Source organism: Thermodesulfatator atlanticus DSM 21156 (assembly GCF_000421585.1).
In the GTDB taxonomy this organism is placed as follows: domain Bacteria; phylum Desulfobacterota; class Thermodesulfobacteria; order Thermodesulfobacteriales; family Thermodesulfatatoraceae; genus Thermodesulfatator; species Thermodesulfatator atlanticus.
This window is the reverse complement of the sequence record NZ_ATXH01000002.1, coordinates 88,851-106,032: the sequence shown is the minus strand read 5'-3', so window position 1 is coordinate 106,032 and position 17,182 is coordinate 88,851. Positions and strand designations below refer to the sequence as shown.

Sequence of the window (17,182 nt, the reverse complement as noted above, 5' to 3'; positions counted from 1 at the left end):
TTTGCCTGTCCCCGTTTGATTTGTTAAGTTGCGCGGTATGGAGGATTTGAAAGCGCGTTTTGAAAAGATAATTGCCAGGGTGCGCAAACCCTCACGCTACCTAGGCGGGGAAAAAAATGTAGTTTCGCGCCCTTTTGAAGAAACTGACCTTAAAATATGTCTTGTTTTCCCGGATCTTTACGAAGTGGGCATGTCCCACATCGGGCTCTTGATCCTTTATCTGATCCTTTCTTCCAGAGAAAATTTCTTTGTTGACAGGGCCTATGCCCCTGCGCGCGACCTTGAGGCTTTTCTCCGCAAAAAAAAGCTTCCCTTTCTTTCCCTTACCGCCAAAAGATCCTTAAAAGAATTTGACCTCATTGGCATTAGCTATCCCTACGAGCTCTGCGCCACCAATATCGTAAATATCCTTGACCTTGCAGGCATTCCGGTGCTTGCTGAAAATCGAACTGATGCTGATCCCATTGTGCTTGGCGGAGGCTCTGCTGTTTCAAATCCTGAACCAGTTGCTGATTTTTACGATGCCATCATAATCGGGGAGGCTGAAGAAGCCATTCTTGAAGTGGCTGAGGTGGTCTCCTTGGCCCGGAAAAAAGCAGTAGCACGGGCCGAGCTTCTTAATTCCCTCTCAGAGATTCCAGGGGTGTATGTCCCTTCTTTTTTTAAGCCGATTTATGAAAAAGGAGTCTTTAAGGAACTTGTTCCCTTAAAACCCGGCTACGAAAAGATAAAAAGACGGGTGGTCCCAGACCTTGATTTTATCCCGTACCCCTGGCGGCCTTTGGTTCCGTGGGCTGAGATCGCCCATGACCGTTTGGCCATAGAGATTTCCCGTGGTTGCACCAGGGGCTGCCGTTTTTGTCAGGCAAGTAGCCTTTATCGCCCGGTGCGGGAGCGCACTCCCCGAAGGCTCCTTGAGATGGCAGAAGAAGGCCTCCTTGCCACGGGCTGGGATGAAATATCTTTTCTTTCTCTTTCTGCCGGGGATTACTCCTGCTTAACGGAACTAATCGTCTCTTTTAACAAGCGTTTTTTACCGGAAAAAGTGGCCCTTTCCCTTCCTTCCTTAAGGGTGGGAAGCCTAAATGAAACTATTATCGCTGAAATCAAAAAGGTAAGAAAAACAGGTTTTACCCTTGCCCCAGAAGCAGGCACTGAAAGACTAAGACAGGTTATTAACAAAGATATCAAAGAAGAAGATCTCCTTGAAACTGCCCGCATGGCCTATGAAGCTGGCTGGCAGCATTTAAAGCTTTATTTCATGATCGGCCTTCCCACTGAGACTCAAGAAGACCTTGAAGGCATTGTGCGTCTTGCCCGCAAGCTTACCCGTATAAAAGGAAAAAGAGGGCCACAGGTCAATGTTTCTGTCTCAACCTTTGTGCCCAAGCCACACACTGCCTTTCAATGGGAAGCCCAGCTAAGCCTTGCTGAGACTAAAAGACGCCTAAATTGGCTTAAGGCCAAGCTTTCTGGCCGCAGGCTCAAATTCAAGTGGCACAAACCAGAGCAGAGTTTTCTTGAAGGAGTTTTCTCTAAAGGGGACAGACGCCTTGCCAAACTAATTCTTCTTGCCCATGAAAAAGGCGCCCGCCTTGATGGCTGGAGCGAAGAGTTTCGCTTTGAGGCCTGGCTTGCTTCTGCCAAAGAACTTGGGCTTGATCTTGAAAAGTATCTTGCTGCCAAAGACCCAGATCTACCTCTTCCCTGGGAACATATCGACTTAGGTGTTACCAAGGATTTTTTGCTTGAAGAGCGCAATCGTGCCCTCTTACAAAAAACGTCTCCAGATTGCCGTTTTGCAAAATGTCTAAAATGCGGGGCCTGTGATTTCAAAAGTATCAAGAATCTTCTTGCCAAGGATTGTGATGTTCCAGAGATAAGGCCTAAGGTCGTAGTAGAAGAAGGCCGTTTTACCTACCGGCTCATTTACCAGAAGCTTGGGCTTTGCCGCTTTTTGTCCCAGCTTGAGGTTATGAAACAATTCCACCGGGCGGCAAGGAGGGCAGGGCTTCCTCTTTCCTTTAGCGAGGGGTTTCATCCCCTTCCGCGCATTTCTTTTGCCAAGGCCCTTCCGGTAGGGGTTGAAAGCCTCTCAGAGGTGGCTGCCCTTGAACTGGTGAAAAGGCTTCCTCCAGAAGAGATAAAACTAAGCCTTAACAAAGAGTTACCAGAAGGGCTTGCCATAAAAGAAGTTACCCCTTCTTCGCCTAAAAAGGCCTTAACCGTGCCAGATGAAGCTCATTATGAAATAACCCTGGCAGAACCGATAAGCGATGATGCTATTCAAGAATTTTTGGCTAAAAGAAGCGTGGTGCTCAAAGTCCGCCGAGGCAAAAAGGAAAAGGAAATAGAAATTCGGCCCTATGTGCTTTCCCTTGAAAAAGAAGACAACAAAATAAAGCTCGTTCTCTTTGAACCCAGAGAAGGAGGGGTGCGCGCCGAAGAAGTAGTGGCGGCACTTTTTAATTGTGCTCCTTCAGCCGCTCCAATTCAGCGCATTGTTAAAAGCTATCCCTTAGAGCTTCTCAAGTAAGTTTTCGATAGTTTTTTTTATGAATTTGAGTCCGGTAAGCTCATCTGGGTTCAAGGGTTTTTCACGAAAAAATACCAACAAAACAGCAGGCACCTTTCGGAAACAAAGGGGAACGTAGATTTTGCCATCTTTGGCAAGAATCTTATCTTCGTTTAGCACTATTTGAAAGGGCCCCTTGATTTCTTTTTCTTCGTTTCCAAGGGCAAATATTTTGTCCCCTTCCCGGTAAAAAAGGCTCCCTTGTGCTTTTAATTCTTTGCCCAGGCTTTCTAAAAACTTCTCACAAAGCCTTAAGGCCTCTTCAGGAAGAAAAGGCCCCAAATCGGTTTCTTCGCTTATTTTTTCCGGCGCAATGTCAAAAGGAAGCTCATTTAAGACTGCCTGCGGCAAATGTCTGGCGCTTTTAGCAAGGTTTTGAATACAGGCATTTATCTCCTCAGGGGTTGAAAAAAGATGTTGCCAGCCGCGAGGGCCATGCCCTGCCACCATTCCTGCCGCGGCTAAATCAGCATAAAGACAGAGATATTCGCGCCTTTTAGGGCGGATATAAAGTTCACGACCCTCAAGATTAGCAATTACATTTGCAGGGAGATTCCACTGTTTGGCAAGCTTTTCTCCCACCAGATGAAAGATCTCTTTACGTTTGCGCGGGGCCAGTTCTCTTATTTTCAAATAATGTTCGGGAGCATAACGAAGCATTACCAAACGCCCCAAACGTTTTAAAAGCGCTCCCAAATAGGCTTCCTCTCCATCAAGGCCTTTTTTTAAGGCAGCTTTTCCGGCAAAATGTGCCGAAAGGATGCTAATGGCAAGTTCCTGGGCCAGGTATTTGTTATTGAAGTCCTCTGCGCTAAAGAAGGGAGACGTTCTAGCTAAACTTCTCAGGTTTTCAAACCCAAGAATTGCCACTGCCCTTGAAATGGTTCTCATGGGAAGGCCCATGGGATTGTAAAAAACGGAATTTCCAGCACGAAGGACCTGGCAGCAAAGCCCTGGGTCAAAAAGCACAATCCTTACTATTCTTTCTACTGTTTTTTCTCGTTCGGCACGAAGCTGCGAAAGAGCCTTTGCGGTTTCTTCAAACACCGGCAGATTGGCGGTGCGCTTAAATTTATTTACTAAACGGACTATCTCTGCTTTCATCTTAATTTCTCATTCGACAAACTTTTGCCAGGACTCAAGCTCTTTCCAGAACAGGGCGGTATTTTCTTTTGCCAGGAGGGCTGGGAGAAATTTTCGTTTAAGAGGAAGGCCTTTAAAAAACTTAGGGGCAAAGGTTTTAAGAAGCCTTAAGGCGTCTTTTTCATTACGATAGGCCAAAAGGTAAGTGTAAAGCCTTTTTAAAAGGGCCAGGCGCTCAGAAAAATTTAAGTCAAAAATCTGGCGCTCATGCCATTCTTTAAAAATCCACGGCCGAAAAAGCGCTGCCCTTCCGATCAAAACCCCCTGTGCCTTTGTTAGGGCAAAAAAATTTTCAATATCTCTCAGGGTTTTAACGTCGCCGCTTCCGTAAACGCTTGCTTTACCTTGGGCCAAAGAGACCAGGTCGCGAATCCTTTCCCAGCGTGCTTTTCCTTTAAAGGCTTCTTTGGCGGTGCGTGGATGAAGGACAAGGATATCAACACCTGCGCTTAGCAAAGTTTCTGCTATTGCTTCGAGCCTATCTTCTGCAAAACCAAGTCTGAATTTCACGGAAAAATCAACCCCATGGCCATGGGCTATTTCCGCAAGAGCTTTGGCTATGCAAAAAAGCTTGGGGAGGTTTTCTAAAAGTGCGGCGCCTGCCCCAGTTTTTACTACCTTTTTGGCAGGGCAGCCGGCGTTTAAATCAAGGCCCTCGGGTTTTAATTCCTTGAGCACAAGCTCTGCCGCTTGTGCCAGTGTTTTTTCAACGCTTCCTTGCAGCTGAAACCTAAGAGGCCTTTCTTCACAAGAAATGTAAAGCCCTGGAAGTTTAAGACCTTTTGCCAGGATGGCATTGGCACTAATGAGCTCTGTCCAGGTAAGGTCTGCGCCAAGCTCCCGACAAAGCCTGCGAAAAGCGCTTTCTGTAAAGCCTGCAAGCGGGGCCAGGGCTACGATCTTTCCCTCAGCCCCGCTTTTGTTAGTCTTTAATTTTTTCCACACGGACGGCTTTGCCTTCGCGCCGCGGGATTTCTCCTTCAGGGAGAAGCTCTACCTGGGCGCGAAAACCAAGGTAGTTGTAAATCTCTTCTTCAAGGCGGCGCTTTAAGCTTTCATCAAGGCTTCGGCTCTCAACCAGGATTTCGATAAAGTCCTTTCCTTCTTTTTTGCCAATGCGGATAAGATAATCGGGAAGCGTTTCAGGATGTGCCATGATAATTTCTTCAATCTGTCTTGGGTAAAAATTGATCCCTTTTACCTTGAGCATATCATCCGTGCGGCCCTTTATGCGTGCCAAACGAAGCATGCTTCTGCCGCAGGTACAACGCCCTCTTGAGACAATTCTCGTGATGTCTCTGGTGCGGTAGCGGATCAAGGGCAGTCCTTCCCGGGTAAGGGTGGTTATCACAAGTTCGCCTTCTTCTCCGTCTGGAAGGCTTTCCCCGGTTTCGGGATCAACAATTTCTACCAGGTAGTGATCTTCCCATACGTGAATACCATTGTGGGCTATGCAATCAATCCCAAGGCCTACGCCGCCGGTTTCCGTCATGCCGATGATGTCAAAGGTTTCAATCCCCATTTCTTCTTCGATGAACTTGCGGGTTTCATTGCTCCAGACTTCAGCGCCAAAGATACCCACGCGGAGTTTGGTCTCCTTGAAATCAAAACCTTCGGCCCTGGCCACTTCGATAAGCCGCAAGGGGTAAGAAGAAATAGCCGCAATGGCTGTGGTACTAAAGTCTTTGATGAATTTAAGCTGTATAAGGGTCCGCCCTGGCCCGATAGGAACCACAAAACAGCCAATTCTTTCGGCACCGTAGTGAAAACCAAAGCCCCCGTTAAACAGCCCAAAGCCCGGGGTTATTTGAAAGATGTCTTTGTGCGTAAGGGTTGCTGCTGAAAGCGAGCGGGCCATGATTTCTGCCCATTGTTCAACGTCTGAACGGGTGTACGGGTTGATTACCGGGGTCCCCGTGGTGCCTGAAGACATGTGAAACCTAACGAAGTCTTCTTTAGGGGCACAGGCAAGCTTAAAAGGGTAGGCTTCACGCAGTTCGTCTTTGGTGATAAAGGGAAGTTCTTTAATATCTGAAATACTTTTCAAATCATGAGGGTCAAGATCTCCAAAACGGGAAAAGTAATAGGCATTGTTTGCTTTTATGTGTGCCAGAGTCCATTTAAGTCGTTTTAGCTGGATTTTTTCGATTTCTTCGCGAGGAAGTGTTTCAAGCCTTGGTTGATACATAATCCCTCCTATTTATTCTCTTTTGCCTTTGCCACGGCGCGTTTGAATCCCTCACGCGCCTTTTCAATAAAAATTTCATCAATACAAAAGGCAAGTCTAATATGACCTGGCCCGCCAAAGCCGCGGCCGGGTACGGCAAGGATTAACTCTTCCTGGAGAAGTTTGCAAAACTCCACGTCGTCAATGGGGGTTTTAGGAAACACGTAAAAGGTCCCTTTGGGTTTTACAAACTCAAGGCCTGCTTCTTCAAGCACTTCGCAAAAAAGATCACGTCGTCTTTCGTAGATGGTCACGTCAACTACCTCTTCAGCACACTTGGCAGCTAGGCGCTGGGAAATGGCAGGCGCGTTTACAAAACCAAGAATACGATTTGCAAGAATGAAAGCAGCCATGAGTTCTTCTTTGCCCTGAGCCTCTGGATGCAAAGCCAGAAAACCTATGCGCTCACCAGGTAGAGAAAGTTCCTTTGAGAAGCTCGTTACCACAATGCTTTGTTCGTAATAAGGAAAGATGGGCGGTGTTTCGCGGCCGTCAAAGACAAGATTCCGATAGGGCTCATCTGAGATCAGCAGTATGGGATGGCCGATTTCTTCGGATTTTTCTTTAAGAAGGGTGCAAAGGGCCTTTATTTCGTCAAGTTCATAAAGTTGCCCCGTGGGGTTATTCGGAGAGTTGATAAGCACGGCTTTTGTTTTTTGGGTTATGGCTGCTTCAATGGCGTTAAGGTCAAGGGAAAAGTCTTCGCGCGAAGCAACTGGTTTAGCCACACCTTGATGGTTTTCCACGTAAAATTTGTATTCCACAAAAAAAGGCGCCGGGAAAATTACTTCGTCTCCTGGATCAAGGATGGCCTTAAAAATAACGTTCAAGGCCCCTGCGGCCCCACAGGTCATGACAATAAAATCCATGGGCACAGCATATTTTTGTTCTTTTGAGACTTTGATAGCCATGGCTTCTCGGGCAAAAGGAAACCCTGCGTTTGGCATGTAAGCGTGAAAGGAAGGTACGTCTTCTGCTACGATTTCTTGTAAGGCTTTTTGTACGCTAGGAGGCGGGGGAACATCTGGGTTGCCGAGACTAAAGTCGCAGACGTTTTCTTCGCCGTGTAGCGCCTTTAGCTTTGCGCCCTCTTCAAACATCTTGCGAATCCATGAGGCCCCTGCTAGATATTCTTTGATTTTTTGGGAAGCCGCCATTTTTACCTCCTTAGAATTTTTTGATGTTAAACCTTTTACGTGGCCTTACGTCAAGGTTAATATCATGTTTATGGAAAAGCTAAATGAGCCCGTTAAATTCAAACTCTTTGGCACTTTACGCCTTACCTATCGGCCAAGCGAAGGTGAAATAGAGATAGATTCCTCCCTTAAACTCAAAGATCTGATAAAAGAACTGGACAAACGGTATCCAGGGGTATATGAAAAACTTGTGAACCAGGAAAGGTTGCGCCCCGGGGTGGTTATTCTGAAAAACGGTAAAAATGTCTTGCATCTTGAGGGTCTTGAAACTGAGATCGTTCCTGGGGACACGGTGGTTATCTTCCCTCCTGGTGCTGGCGGATGAACATCTTTGAAAGGCAAAAGGGAATTTTCACTAACGAAGAAATGGCCCGTCTAAGGGCCTCTACCATTTTGGTAGCAGGCCTCGGAGGCTTGGGTTCTTTTGTAGCAGAAGGCCTGGTGCGCTTAGGAATAGGTGGTCTTATTCTGGTTGATGATGACCGGGTTTCCGATTCAGACCTAAACCGCCAAATCCTTTACACCGCTGAAGATCTTGGCGAGTTTAAAGCACGTGCAGCGCGCAAAAGGCTCCTTGCCATTCGCGATGACATCTGGCTTGATGCCTGGGTACAAAGGATCACGCCTAAGTTTGACATTCCTAACAAGGTTAACGGAGTAGTGGATGCCCTTGATAACTGGGAATCAAGATTTGTCTTGGAAGAGATTTGCCAGAAAAAAAATAAATTTTTGGTACATGCCGGTCTTTCTGGTGTTTGTGGCCAACTAACCAGTATTGTCCCCGGCAAGACCCCAAGGCTTTCCGAGATTTTTAAAGGGGCAAAAGACGAAAGCCCCGCGGCTTTTTTCTCTATTTGTGCAGTCCTTGGAGCCCTTCAGGTTTATGAGACTGCCAAGCTACTTTGCCAACATGAAGATACTCTTGCGGGCAAATTGCTCCTGGTTGATCTTAAGACCTACGGCTTTGAAATAGTGCCACTTGCTAAATAAGGAAAGGCCTCTTTTATGCCCTCAAGAACCATTTGAACCGCAATCACCGCAAGGATTAAACCCATAAGCCTTGTAATAACACCGATTTTGGTGCGGCCAAGTTTTTCTGAGATAGCTTCGCCATAAACAAAGCATATATAAGTTAGTAAACAAACTACCCCAAACACTGCTTCGATAATAAAAAGTTCTAAGATGTTAGTGCGTTTGGCCGCAAAAGACATGGCGGTGGTGATGGTCCCTGGGCCGGCAAGAATTGGCGTGGCCAGGGGAGTGATGGCAATGGAGTCCGGGTCAGCTTCTTCGTGTTCTTCTTCACCCGGATGATGTTGGCGTGAAGCTTTACCACGCAACAATTGATAGGCAATGAGAAAAATAAGGATCCCCCCAGCAATACGAAAGGCAGGAAGGGTTATGCCGTAGAACCTAAAGATAAAATTACCAGCAAAGATGAATACGCTGCAAATAATAAAGGCCCAGATAACGGATTTTTTGGCTACTTTTACCCGGGTTTTTTCTTCAAATTCTTCTACCAGGCCCACGAAGATGGGAATATTCCCAACGGGATTCATGATGGCCAAAAAGGCCCCGAATATTTGAAGGATAAAACCTATCATTTTGTACTCCAAAAAGATTCGTCCAAAACCTTAATTCCTTTGTCAGTTTTGGCAAGCTAAACAAGCTACAAATAGTTTTGCTATTTTATGAAAAATTTAAATTCCCAGGGCAGAAGTTCCGGGTCTTCATGCACTTCGGCCTCAAAGGAAAAGCGTTTTTCTATATCCTCCAAGAATTCGATTTCTTCTCCGGTGAGCACCTGGGCAATTTCAGGATGAACGTTTATCGCTACGATTTTTTCTTTCACGTGTGGGCCCATGCGTTCAAGGCGCCTAAAAATTTCGTAACAAATGGTACGTTTGCTTTTGATAAGCCCGTCCCCCTGGCAGAAAGGGCATGTTTCCATGAGAAGAGCATAAAGGCTTTCGCGGCGCCGTTCTCTGGTCATCTCTATTACGCCAAACTCTGACATAGGACGCACGTTGGTTTTGGCCCGGTCACGGCTCAAATATTGTTTCAGGGCCTCATAGACTTTTTCCCGGCTTTCAGCACGCTGCATGTCGATAAAATCAATAATTATTAGCCCACCTATGTTTCTTAAGCGTAACTGGTAGGCGATTTCTTTGGCTGCTTCAAGATTGGTGCGTAAAACGGTTTCCTCAAGATCGTCTTTCCCCACAAAGCGACCGGTGTTTACGTCAATGGCACAAAAGGCCTCACAGGGCTCAATTACAATGAAACCGCCAGATTTGAGCCAGACTTTGCGTGAAAGAAGTCTTTTTAAATCAACTTCAACGCCATAGGCTTCAAAAATGTCAGGTGGAGGCTCATGAAGTTTGATACAGCCTTTAAGGTGTGGGGCCATGTGTTCTACGTAAGAAAGAATCTTTTCATAAACCTCGCGGTTATCTACTACAAGGGAAGAGACCTCGCGCACCATGAGATCGCGCACCGCGCGCAGACTAATATCAAGGTCTTCATAAATAAGGGCAGGGGCAGGGACTCTGCTTGCCCTTTTTTGGATATCCTCCCAGAGGGAGAGAAGAAATTTCATCTCAGCCTTGAGTTCTTCTTCTTGGGCCTCAAGGGCTACGGTGCGCGCAATCCACCCGGTATTGGGAGGCCTAAGCCCGTCTATCAGTTCTTTTAGCCTCTTTCTTTCTTCCTCGTTGCTTATTTTGCGCGAAATACCAATGTGCTGCATGGTGGGCAAGTAAACCAAATAGCGTCCGGCAAGGGTGATGTTGGTGGTAAGCCTTGCCCCTTTGTTGCCAATGGGCTCTTTTACCACCTGGACAAGTATTTCCTGCCCAGGCTTAAGCACGTCTTCTATTGGGGGGGCTTTAAGGTTTTGGCGAGAAATTTCTTCTCCAAAAAGATCTTCCATATCAAGGAGCTTGGGGCAAAGGTCTCCGCCGTAAAGAAAGGCCGTACGCGCAAGGCCAATATCAATAAAAGCCGCACGCATGCCGGGTAAAACCATCACCACCCGGCCTTTATAGATGTTTCCCACACAGCCGCGTTCTCTGGGGCGTTCAAGATAAAACTCCGCCAAAGAGCCGTCTTCTAACAGCGCAACCCGTGTTTCGTAAGGAGCGTAGTTTATGAGTAGTTCCGCCATTTTATACCAACCAGTCTTTTGGAATCGCTTTTAAGAATCTTTTTACCAGGCCCACTAATTTTTTTTCTGCCTTCTGGGCGTTGGCAATTACATCTTCTAACAAAATAGGGGAAAAATTGTCCGGATCATTTACGTTGGCAATTACCGAAATACCCAAAATTTCCATGCCTGCGTGTTTGGCAACGATCACTTCAGGAACCGTGGACATCCCCACGGCGTCTGCGCCAATTAGGCGCAAAAATCTGGTTTCTGCAGGGGTCTCAAGGCTTGGTCCAGGCACTGCCACATAAACACCTTCGCGCAAAGGAATCTCTTCTGCTACCGCACGGGCAAGGTGTCGCAATCTTTTGCTGTAAGCTTCCGAGAGATCGGGAAAACGCGGGCCCCATTCGTCGTAATTTTCACCGCGCAATGGATTGTCGGGAATCAGGTTAATGTGATCAGAAATAAGCATGAGGTCCCCTGGGGAAAAAGAAAGATTTAGGCCTCCTGCGGCATTTGAGATGATCAAAAATTTGGTGCCTAAAAGGCTTAATACCCGTAGGGGGAAAGTTAATTCCTTGGTGGAATAGCCTTCGTAGAAATGAAAACGTCCTTGAAAGGCACAAATAGGCACCCCGCAGAGTTTTCCCACTACCAGTTGGCCTTTGTGGCTTTCCACGGTGGATCTCGGGAAATGGGGAATCTCTTGATAGGGGATGACCAGATCTTTTTCTATTTCTTCAGCAGCTCCCGAAAGCCCTGTCCCAAGAATCATTACTATCTTGGGAAAATAGGGGAACTTTTTTTCTAAAAAATCCCTGGCAATTTCTACTTTTTGCCGGTAATCTGGATTAATAAGTGATTTTTTTTCCGTCATAATCGCTCCCTTGCATGGACATGATATTTCACCTTATAATAAACCAGCAAAAATTTACGGGTATCTGGTGTGGCGGCGATTCCAAAACTTAAAGAAAAACAGGAAGGCCCTTTAAGAAACATTGTTGGTTGTAGTCCGGCCATCGAGCGCATCAAAGAACTCATCCTCCATGTTGCTGATACAGATTTAAACGTTGTTATATCGGGAGAAAGCGGTGTCGGCAAGGAAGTTGTGGCAAGGGCCCTTTATGCCTGTTCCCACCGCCAGCGTGGGCCTTTTGTCAAAGTAAATTGTGCCGCGATCCCCGGTGATCTCCTGGAATCAGAGTTATTTGGCTACGAAAAAGGGGCTTTTACCGGGGCTGAGCGCGCCAAACCTGGCAAATTCGAATTGGCAAACGGGGGCGTGATCTTTCTTGATGAAATAGGTGATATGCCTTTATCTTTGCAGGCAAAACTTCTTCAGGTCCTGCAGGACCAGGAATTTTGCCGCCTTGGAGGACAGCGCGAAATAAAAGTCGATGTCTGGGTCATTACCGCAACAAACCATAATCTTGAAAAAGACGTAGAAGAAGGCACCTTCCGCCAGGACCTTTTTTATCGTTTAAGCGTGATAAAGATTCATATTCCCCCGCTTCGTGAACGAAAAGAAGATATTCCGCTTCTTTGTGATTATTTTGCCCGGATTTACGGGCTAAAATACGGTAAGAGCGATTTTAAGTTCCCTGACCGCTTGCTTGGACTTTTCCTGAAGTATCACTGGCCAGGGAACGTACGTGAGCTTGAAAACTACGTCAAGCGTCTGGTGGTCCTTGGAGATTTTGAAGAAGTAGAACGCGAAATTCTACGTTTTTCAAAGGTCTTAGGGGAAGAAGAAACTACTTATAGTGAAAGAGACGAATTTGCCAGGCGTATTTCCCTTGAGCTTGCGAGAGCTGAGCAGGGCCAGGTGGCCTTAAAAGAAGTAAAAAAGCGCGTGGTGGCTCTCGTGGAAAAAAACTCATAGACATCGTTCTTAAGCAGACCGAAGGCAACAAAAAGAAAGCTGCCGAAGCACTCGGCATCTCATACAAAGCCCTTCTTTACAAAATCAAAGAATTCGAAGAAATGGGTCTTTAACGGGGGAATTTATGGAATTTTTAGTTACCGGCGGTGCGGGGTTTATTGGTTCCAATATTGCCGAATATCTCCTCAAAGAGGGCCACAAAGTCCGGGTGCTTGATAATTTTGCCAATGCTTCTCGGGATAACTTGCGTTTTGTAGCAGATATTTCCGGTGCAAAGGCACGTTTTACCCTTATAGAAGGAGACATTCGCGATTTCAATACGTGTTACCAGGCCTGCCAGGGGGTTGATTACGTGTTTCACGAAGCAGCCCTTGGCTCGGTGCCTGCTTCGGTAGAAGACCCCGAAACCTACCAGAAAGTCAACACCGAAGGAACGCTTAATGTTTTGCGTGCAGCTGCTAAGGCAGGGGTCAAACGCCTTGTCTATGCCGGTTCTTCTTCAGCTTACGGAGACAGCGGCGAGGAGAACCCTATCCCAAAAAAAGAAGACATGCTACCTATGCCCCTTTCGCCTTATGCGGTAACAAAGCTTGCCGGTGAGTATTTTTGCCAGATCTTCCCTGCGCTTTATGGGCTTGAGACGGTTGTCCTGCGTTATTTCAACGTCTTTGGCCCAAGGCAAGATCCAAAATCCCAGTACGCTGCGGTTATCCCCAAATTTATCACCGCGCTTTTAAGGGACGAAACCCCAATTATTTTTGGTGATGGGGAACAAACCCGCGATTTTATCTACGTGGCAGACGTGGTGCGTGCCAATCTCTTAGCCTGCAAGGCAGGAAGTGGCGCCGTTGGCCAGGTGATAAACATTGCTGGTGGGAAAGCGGTCTCGGTAAACGAGCTTTACCGCCTAATAGCAAAAATTATCGGCAAGGATATAGAGCCCCGCTACGAAAAAGCCCGCCCTGGAGATGTGCGCCATTCTTTGGCTGATATTACCAAAGCTCAAGAATTACTTGGGCTTGATGATTTGACGAGTTTAGAAGAGGGCCTTCGTCGCACAATTTCGTGGTACCAAGAGGCGACTTAAGCCCTCTTATGCCTTTAGGCTTGTTTTTTAGCAAGATTTTTCTTGATGGACTCTTTTAGCTCCGTGAGGTCAAAAGACTTGACGATGTAGTCTTCTGAGGCCCAGGAGCTTAAATCCTGTTTGAATTCCGGATATGCTGAGCAAAGAATTACCGGAAGGTGCGGGTGTTTTTCTTTAATAATCCGCAAAACTTCGAGTCCGTCCATTCCGGGCATGTTTATGTCTAAGACTACGAGGTCTGGAGATTCCTTCTCTACCAGCTCTAGTGCTTCAGGGCCGTTTAAAGCTGAGATAACGTCATAGCCTTCTTCGGTGAGTTCCTCGCGATAAAGGAGATGGATACTTTCTTCGTCATCAACTACTAAAATTTTAGGTTTATCCGGCATTTTCTTTCCCTCCTTCGGTCTCAGAGAGGTTAATTTCTCTTAAGAAACGGGCAGCGTCTTCCGGGGCCGTAGGCGTGATGTAAAACCCCGTACCCCATTCAAAGCCAGCAATTTGAGTTAGTTTGGGCAGAATCTCAAAGTGCCAGTGATAATGTTCCAGATAGGGCTCGCGAAGAGGCGCGGTATGAAGCACAAAATTGTAAGGGCAGCGCGGAATAGCAGCCTCAAGCCTTCGCAATACCTCTGAGAAAATGTCTGCCAAAGCACGGAACTGGGCGTCGTCAATGGTGCGGAAATCAGAATGGTGCCTTTTGGGAAGTATCCACATTTCAAAGGGCTGGCGCGGGGCAAAGGCGCAAATAGCAACGAATTCGTGGTTTTCACAAATGACTCTGTTACCGGTTTGGAGTTCCTGGCGGATTATGTCGCAAAAAATGCAGCGTTCCTTGTAATCGTAATGAATCTTGGCGCCTTTTAACTCTTGCGAGACCAAAAGTGGCACAATGGGTAGGGCTATGAGCTGTGAATGGGCATGCTCAAGGGAAGCACCCGCTGCACGACCGTGATTCTTGAAGATGATAACGTAGCGAAAGCGAGGATCCCGGGAAAGATCTACCATACGGTCTCGATAGGCCCAAAAGACCTGAACCAGGCGGTCAGGGGGCATGGTAGATAAAGTCTCGTGGTGGTGCGGGGTCTCAATGATTACCTCATGGGCGCCCACTCCGTTCATTTTGTCATAAAGGCCTTCGCCTTCTTTCCATAGATCACCTTCGATGCGGAGCGCTGGAAACTTGTTGGGAACCACTCGCAGGGTCCAGCCAGGGCTATTGGGTGGTGCTCCAGGTGGGCGGCCGTAGGCCAGGACCTCTGGGGGGGTGGTGTATTCGTGCCCCGGACAAAGAGGGCAGAAACCACCTTTGACCTTCTCTTCAGGAACTATAAAATCGTGCGGACGCTTGGCTCTTTCTTTGGCAATAATAACCCAGCGGCCAACTATGGGGTCTCTTCTTAATTCGGGCATTTATGCCTCCTTTATTTATACTGACCACATTACCTGTTCGAAATTTTCGTCAGGAACCGTAAATGTGAGATTGCCACTGCGAGGAATACGTTCCCGTAAAAGCCCGTTTTCAAAAATCTCAAGGTAAAAGTTTACCTTTTCTCCCTTTACGAATCCCAAATTTTCAAAGGGTATGGCTAGTTCTAATATTTCCTGAAAAGAAATATCTCCGGCGTCTTTTCCATAAAGCCTAAAAGGCCCTCTGGCTAGGATAAAAGTTTTTGAGATATCTTTGGCCTTGGGTTTAAACTGTATTTCTACCTTATGCTTGCCGCCTGCCAAAATAGTTTTAACCACTACCTCTTCTGAAAGATGATCAAGGATTTTTTGTTTAAAATCAAGTCTTAAATAGAAATTTTCAAGGTTAAAGCCAAAATAAAGAGCCAGTATAAGGCTTTCGCCAAGATACATGGCTTCACCTACCGTGGCAGGCACAAAGCGCCCTGCACCAATCCATTCAAAGAAATATGTTTCCCGACCATCGATAACCGGTTTTATAAAAGCCACCGGTGGCTCTTCTGGTTCAATGGCTTTTGCACGTTTAATAGGAAAGGAAAGGTCGATTAAAGGCTCTTTGCCCAGGGCAAGGAATACCTGGCGCAAGTGGTTTCGAAAAAGGCGGTCAAACTCGGTATCAAAAAGACTGGTGAAGTGTTCCCCATACCACCAAAACCAATCGCTTCCCTCTGCAGCTAAAAGGGCCTTTTTGGCTTCGGGAGAAATAGCATTGGGATCATCTATTATGCTTCTCGTGCGGGCAAGGAGTTCCCAGGCCCTGTTTTCTTCTTCATGGCCAATCCAGATGTCAAAGTTAGCGTTAATCCAAGAGCCTGTGTAAAGGTTTGTTATTGCTTCTTGCGGAGGAAAATTTTCTAGATATTCAGAGACAGTTACGCTTACTATTTCTTCATCAGCAGAAATTTTTTCAAAAAGCCTGCCAAGAAAATCCCTGCCTCCGTCCGGGTAATACTCCCAGGGATTTTCGCCATCAAGGATAAGGACCAAAAGAGGCTCTTTAAGCCCACTTGCTTTAGCAAGGCCTTTGGCAGTCTTGATAAGATCGTCTGCCGCCTCATCAGGAGAGACCCCGCGATAAACAAAGCCAATTCTGTCTGAGAGTTCGTGGTGTCTAAATATCATGGCTACTTCGTTTTCTTCAAAAAGGGCCCGATAAGGTTTTAGGAGGACTTGGGGGCCACTGCGGCCCAGGCTGCGGTAAAGTACTTCTTCATCACTTGCCATCCAGGAAACACCTGCTTGAGCAGCAATGGGGATTAGCTCTGGACATACCGATCCCTCAGAGGGCCACATCCCTTTAGGCTTTACGCCAAAAAGCCTTTCGTGGAAACTTATACCTTCTTTTATTTGGAGAGATGCGTCTTCAGGATGCTGAAAACGCGGTGGAAGTGGGGCCTGAGGCAGGTTTCTCCTGGCAAGGTCTGTGTCTATTATCAGGGGAAGAATCGGGTGAAAATAAGGAGTAAAGGTGATTTCTATTTGGCCCTTTGTCTGAAGCTTGCGGTAAAGCGGAATGATCTTTTTTAGGATTTCAAGGTGAAGTTCCAGAAGGGCTTTTTTTTCGTCTTCGGTAAAATGGCGCCCCTTGGTCTTTAGTTCGCTAACTACGGGGTGGTTTTCGTGGCCAAAACCTATCCAGGTAAGGTTAAACCAAACTTGAAGATCAAGGAAATCTTGGGTGCTAAATTCTTCCAAAGCCTTTTCGATGTCCTGGGGCTTATCACTGCGGCGTTTAATTAAAAGTTCATGATAGCGTGGAAAAGGATAAATAAGGGTATCCCAGTGGCAGCTAAAAAAGTACTTTAAAATGAAGCTTTTTTCCTCAAAATCGAGTTCCGCAGCAGGTTTTAAAGAAAGTTTTAAAAAAAGATCCTGTTTTCCTTCTTCGTAATAAAGAATCTGTTCGAAAAGGCTTGGAACTAGATTGAAATTGCTTTTGGTTTCGGGGTAGGAAGATAAAATAAAGGGAAGATCAAAGTAGGCCTTTACCGCATGCAGTCTTACCCATGGAAGCGATAACCAGCCCTTTTCCCAATCATAGTAAAAGGGCTGGTGCATGTGCCATAAAAAGGCCAAATAGAGTTTTGACATCAGTCGCCACGCAGTTTTTCAAGGCGTTCTTGTTCTCGCTTACAGTGAATACATAAAGAGGCCTCTGGGCGGGCCTTGAGGCGTTTTTCGTCAATATCTTCGCCACAGGCCTCACAAATACCGTAAGTGCCTTCTTCTATTCTCTTAAGCGCCTTGTCTATTTTTTTGATGAGTTTGCGCTCACGGTCCCGTATTCTTAGTTCAAAACCCTTGTCGCTTTCAAAGGTGGCCTGGTCTGTTGGATCGGGTAATCTTTCAGGATTGTCAACTAACTCTCCCACAGTTTTCATGGCCTCTTTTATGAGACGTTCTTTTTTTTCCAGTAGCAGTTTGCGGAAATATTCAAGCTTCTCAGGTTCCATAGCT

Annotated in this window: 17 protein-coding genes; 6 read left to right on the top strand and 11 right to left on the bottom strand. The window is 46.5% G+C overall.

The window, feature by feature from the left end; all coding sequences use genetic code 11:
• Positions 1 to 37: 37 nt before the first annotated feature.
• Positions 38 to 2,536: a TIGR03960 family B12-binding radical SAM protein gene (locus tag H528_RS0101410; RefSeq protein WP_033396062.1), complete on the top strand. Its 2,499-nt coding sequence runs from the start codon at positions 38 to 40 to the stop codon at positions 2,534 to 2,536.
• On the opposite strand, the gene H528_RS0101405 is transcribed toward H528_RS0101410, so the two are convergent.
• From H528_RS0101405 to H528_RS0101390, 4 genes are read right to left on the bottom strand one after another with little or no spacing between them, the layout of a single operon-like run.
• Positions 2,519 to 3,679, bottom strand: a complete 1,161-nt coding sequence (locus tag H528_RS0101405) for an HDOD domain-containing protein (RefSeq protein WP_022852570.1) — start codon at positions 3,677 to 3,679, stop codon at positions 2,519 to 2,521. The two genes, H528_RS0101410 and H528_RS0101405, sit on opposite strands and share 18 nt — an antisense overlap.
• Positions 3,680 to 3,688: 9 nt before the next feature.
• Positions 3,689 to 4,663, bottom strand: a complete 975-nt coding sequence (locus H528_RS12145) for a tRNA dihydrouridine synthase (RefSeq protein WP_022852569.1) — start codon at positions 4,661 to 4,663, stop codon at positions 3,689 to 3,691.
• A complete protein-coding gene (locus H528_RS0101395) occupies positions 4,641 to 5,906 on the bottom strand; it encodes a phenylacetate--CoA ligase family protein (RefSeq protein ID WP_022852568.1) in 1,266 nt (421 codons plus the stop codon). The genes H528_RS12145 and H528_RS0101395 overlap by 23 nt, the downstream gene beginning before the upstream one ends.
• An 8-nt stretch (positions 5,907 to 5,914) precedes the next feature.
• On the bottom strand, positions 5,915 to 7,102 hold the full coding sequence (locus H528_RS0101390) for a pyridoxal phosphate-dependent aminotransferase (protein ID WP_022852567.1): 1,188 nt from the start codon (positions 7,100 to 7,102) through the stop codon (positions 5,915 to 5,917).
• Positions 7,103 to 7,172: 70 nt separating this feature from the next.
• Here H528_RS0101390 and H528_RS0101385 point away from each other — a divergent pair, with 70 nt between their 5' ends.
• Positions 7,173 to 7,466 carry a ubiquitin-like small modifier protein 1 gene (locus H528_RS0101385; RefSeq protein ID WP_033396090.1) on the top strand — a complete coding sequence of 98 codons (294 nt, stop codon included), beginning with the start codon at positions 7,173 to 7,175 and terminating at the stop codon, positions 7,464 to 7,466.
• Entirely contained in the window at positions 7,463 to 8,131 is a 669-nt protein-coding gene (locus H528_RS12140; protein WP_022852565.1) for a HesA/MoeB/ThiF family protein, read from the top strand. Before H528_RS0101385 ends, H528_RS12140 begins: the two co-directional genes overlap by 4 nt.
• On the opposite strand, the gene H528_RS12135 is transcribed toward H528_RS12140, so the two are convergent.
• The 3 genes from H528_RS12135 to H528_RS0101365 all read right to left on the bottom strand — a co-directional run bounded on the left by H528_RS12135 (position 8,098) and on the right by H528_RS0101365 (position 11,166).
• Entirely contained in the window at positions 8,098 to 8,745 is a 648-nt protein-coding gene (locus tag H528_RS12135) for a MarC family protein (protein ID WP_022852564.1), read from the bottom strand. The two genes, H528_RS12140 and H528_RS12135, sit on opposite strands and share 34 nt — an antisense overlap.
• A gap of 80 nt (positions 8,746 to 8,825) precedes the next feature.
• Complete coding sequence (locus H528_RS0101370) at positions 8,826 to 10,307, bottom strand: Rne/Rng family ribonuclease (protein WP_022852563.1); 1,482 nt, start codon at positions 10,305 to 10,307, stop codon at positions 8,826 to 8,828.
• Position 10,308: 1 nt separating this feature from the next.
• Positions 10,309 to 11,166, bottom strand: coding sequence for a purine-nucleoside phosphorylase (locus H528_RS0101365; protein ID WP_022852562.1), 858 nt, complete (start codon positions 11,164 to 11,166; stop codon positions 10,309 to 10,311).
• Between the two features lie 69 nt (positions 11,167 to 11,235).
• On the opposite strand from H528_RS0101365, the gene H528_RS12130 reads away from it, so the two are divergent.
• The 3 genes from H528_RS12130 to H528_RS0101355 are packed head-to-tail and all read left to right on the top strand — an operon-like array spanning position 11,236 to position 13,258.
• Positions 11,236 to 12,171: a sigma-54 interaction domain-containing protein gene (locus H528_RS12130; protein WP_051132459.1), complete on the top strand. Its 936-nt coding sequence runs from the start codon at positions 11,236 to 11,238 to the stop codon at positions 12,169 to 12,171.
• A complete protein-coding gene (locus tag H528_RS14805; protein WP_084677618.1) occupies positions 12,168 to 12,284 on the top strand; it encodes a helix-turn-helix domain-containing protein in 117 nt (38 codons plus the stop codon). Before H528_RS12130 ends, H528_RS14805 begins: the two co-directional genes overlap by 4 nt.
• A gap of 11 nt (positions 12,285 to 12,295) precedes the next feature.
• Positions 12,296 to 13,258, top strand: a complete 963-nt coding sequence (locus tag H528_RS0101355) for an SDR family oxidoreductase (protein WP_022852561.1) — start codon at positions 12,296 to 12,298, stop codon at positions 13,256 to 13,258.
• A gap of 14 nt (positions 13,259 to 13,272) precedes the next feature.
• On the opposite strand, the gene H528_RS0101350 is transcribed toward H528_RS0101355, so the two are convergent.
• From H528_RS0101350 to dksA, 4 genes are read right to left on the bottom strand one after another with little or no spacing between them, the layout of a single operon-like run.
• Positions 13,273 to 13,644, bottom strand: coding sequence for a response regulator (locus H528_RS0101350; protein ID WP_022852560.1), 372 nt, complete (start codon positions 13,642 to 13,644; stop codon positions 13,273 to 13,275).
• Positions 13,634 to 14,668, bottom strand: coding sequence for a galactose-1-phosphate uridylyltransferase (gene galT / locus H528_RS0101345; protein WP_022852559.1), 1,035 nt, complete (start codon positions 14,666 to 14,668; stop codon positions 13,634 to 13,636). The genes H528_RS0101350 and galT overlap by 11 nt, the downstream gene beginning before the upstream one ends.
• Positions 14,669 to 14,683: 15 nt before the next feature.
• Positions 14,684 to 16,816 carry a glycoside hydrolase family 57 protein gene (locus H528_RS0101340; protein ID WP_022852558.1) on the bottom strand — a complete coding sequence of 711 codons (2,133 nt, stop codon included), beginning with the start codon at positions 16,814 to 16,816 and terminating at the stop codon, positions 14,684 to 14,686.
• The gene (gene dksA / locus H528_RS0101335; RefSeq protein ID WP_022852557.1) at positions 16,816 to 17,178 is read right to left on the bottom strand and encodes an RNA polymerase-binding protein DksA; all 363 of its coding nucleotides are present in this window, start codon (positions 17,176 to 17,178) and stop codon (positions 16,816 to 16,818) included. Before dksA ends, H528_RS0101340 begins: the two co-directional genes overlap by 1 nt.
• Between the last annotated feature and the right edge of the window lie 4 nt (positions 17,179 to 17,182).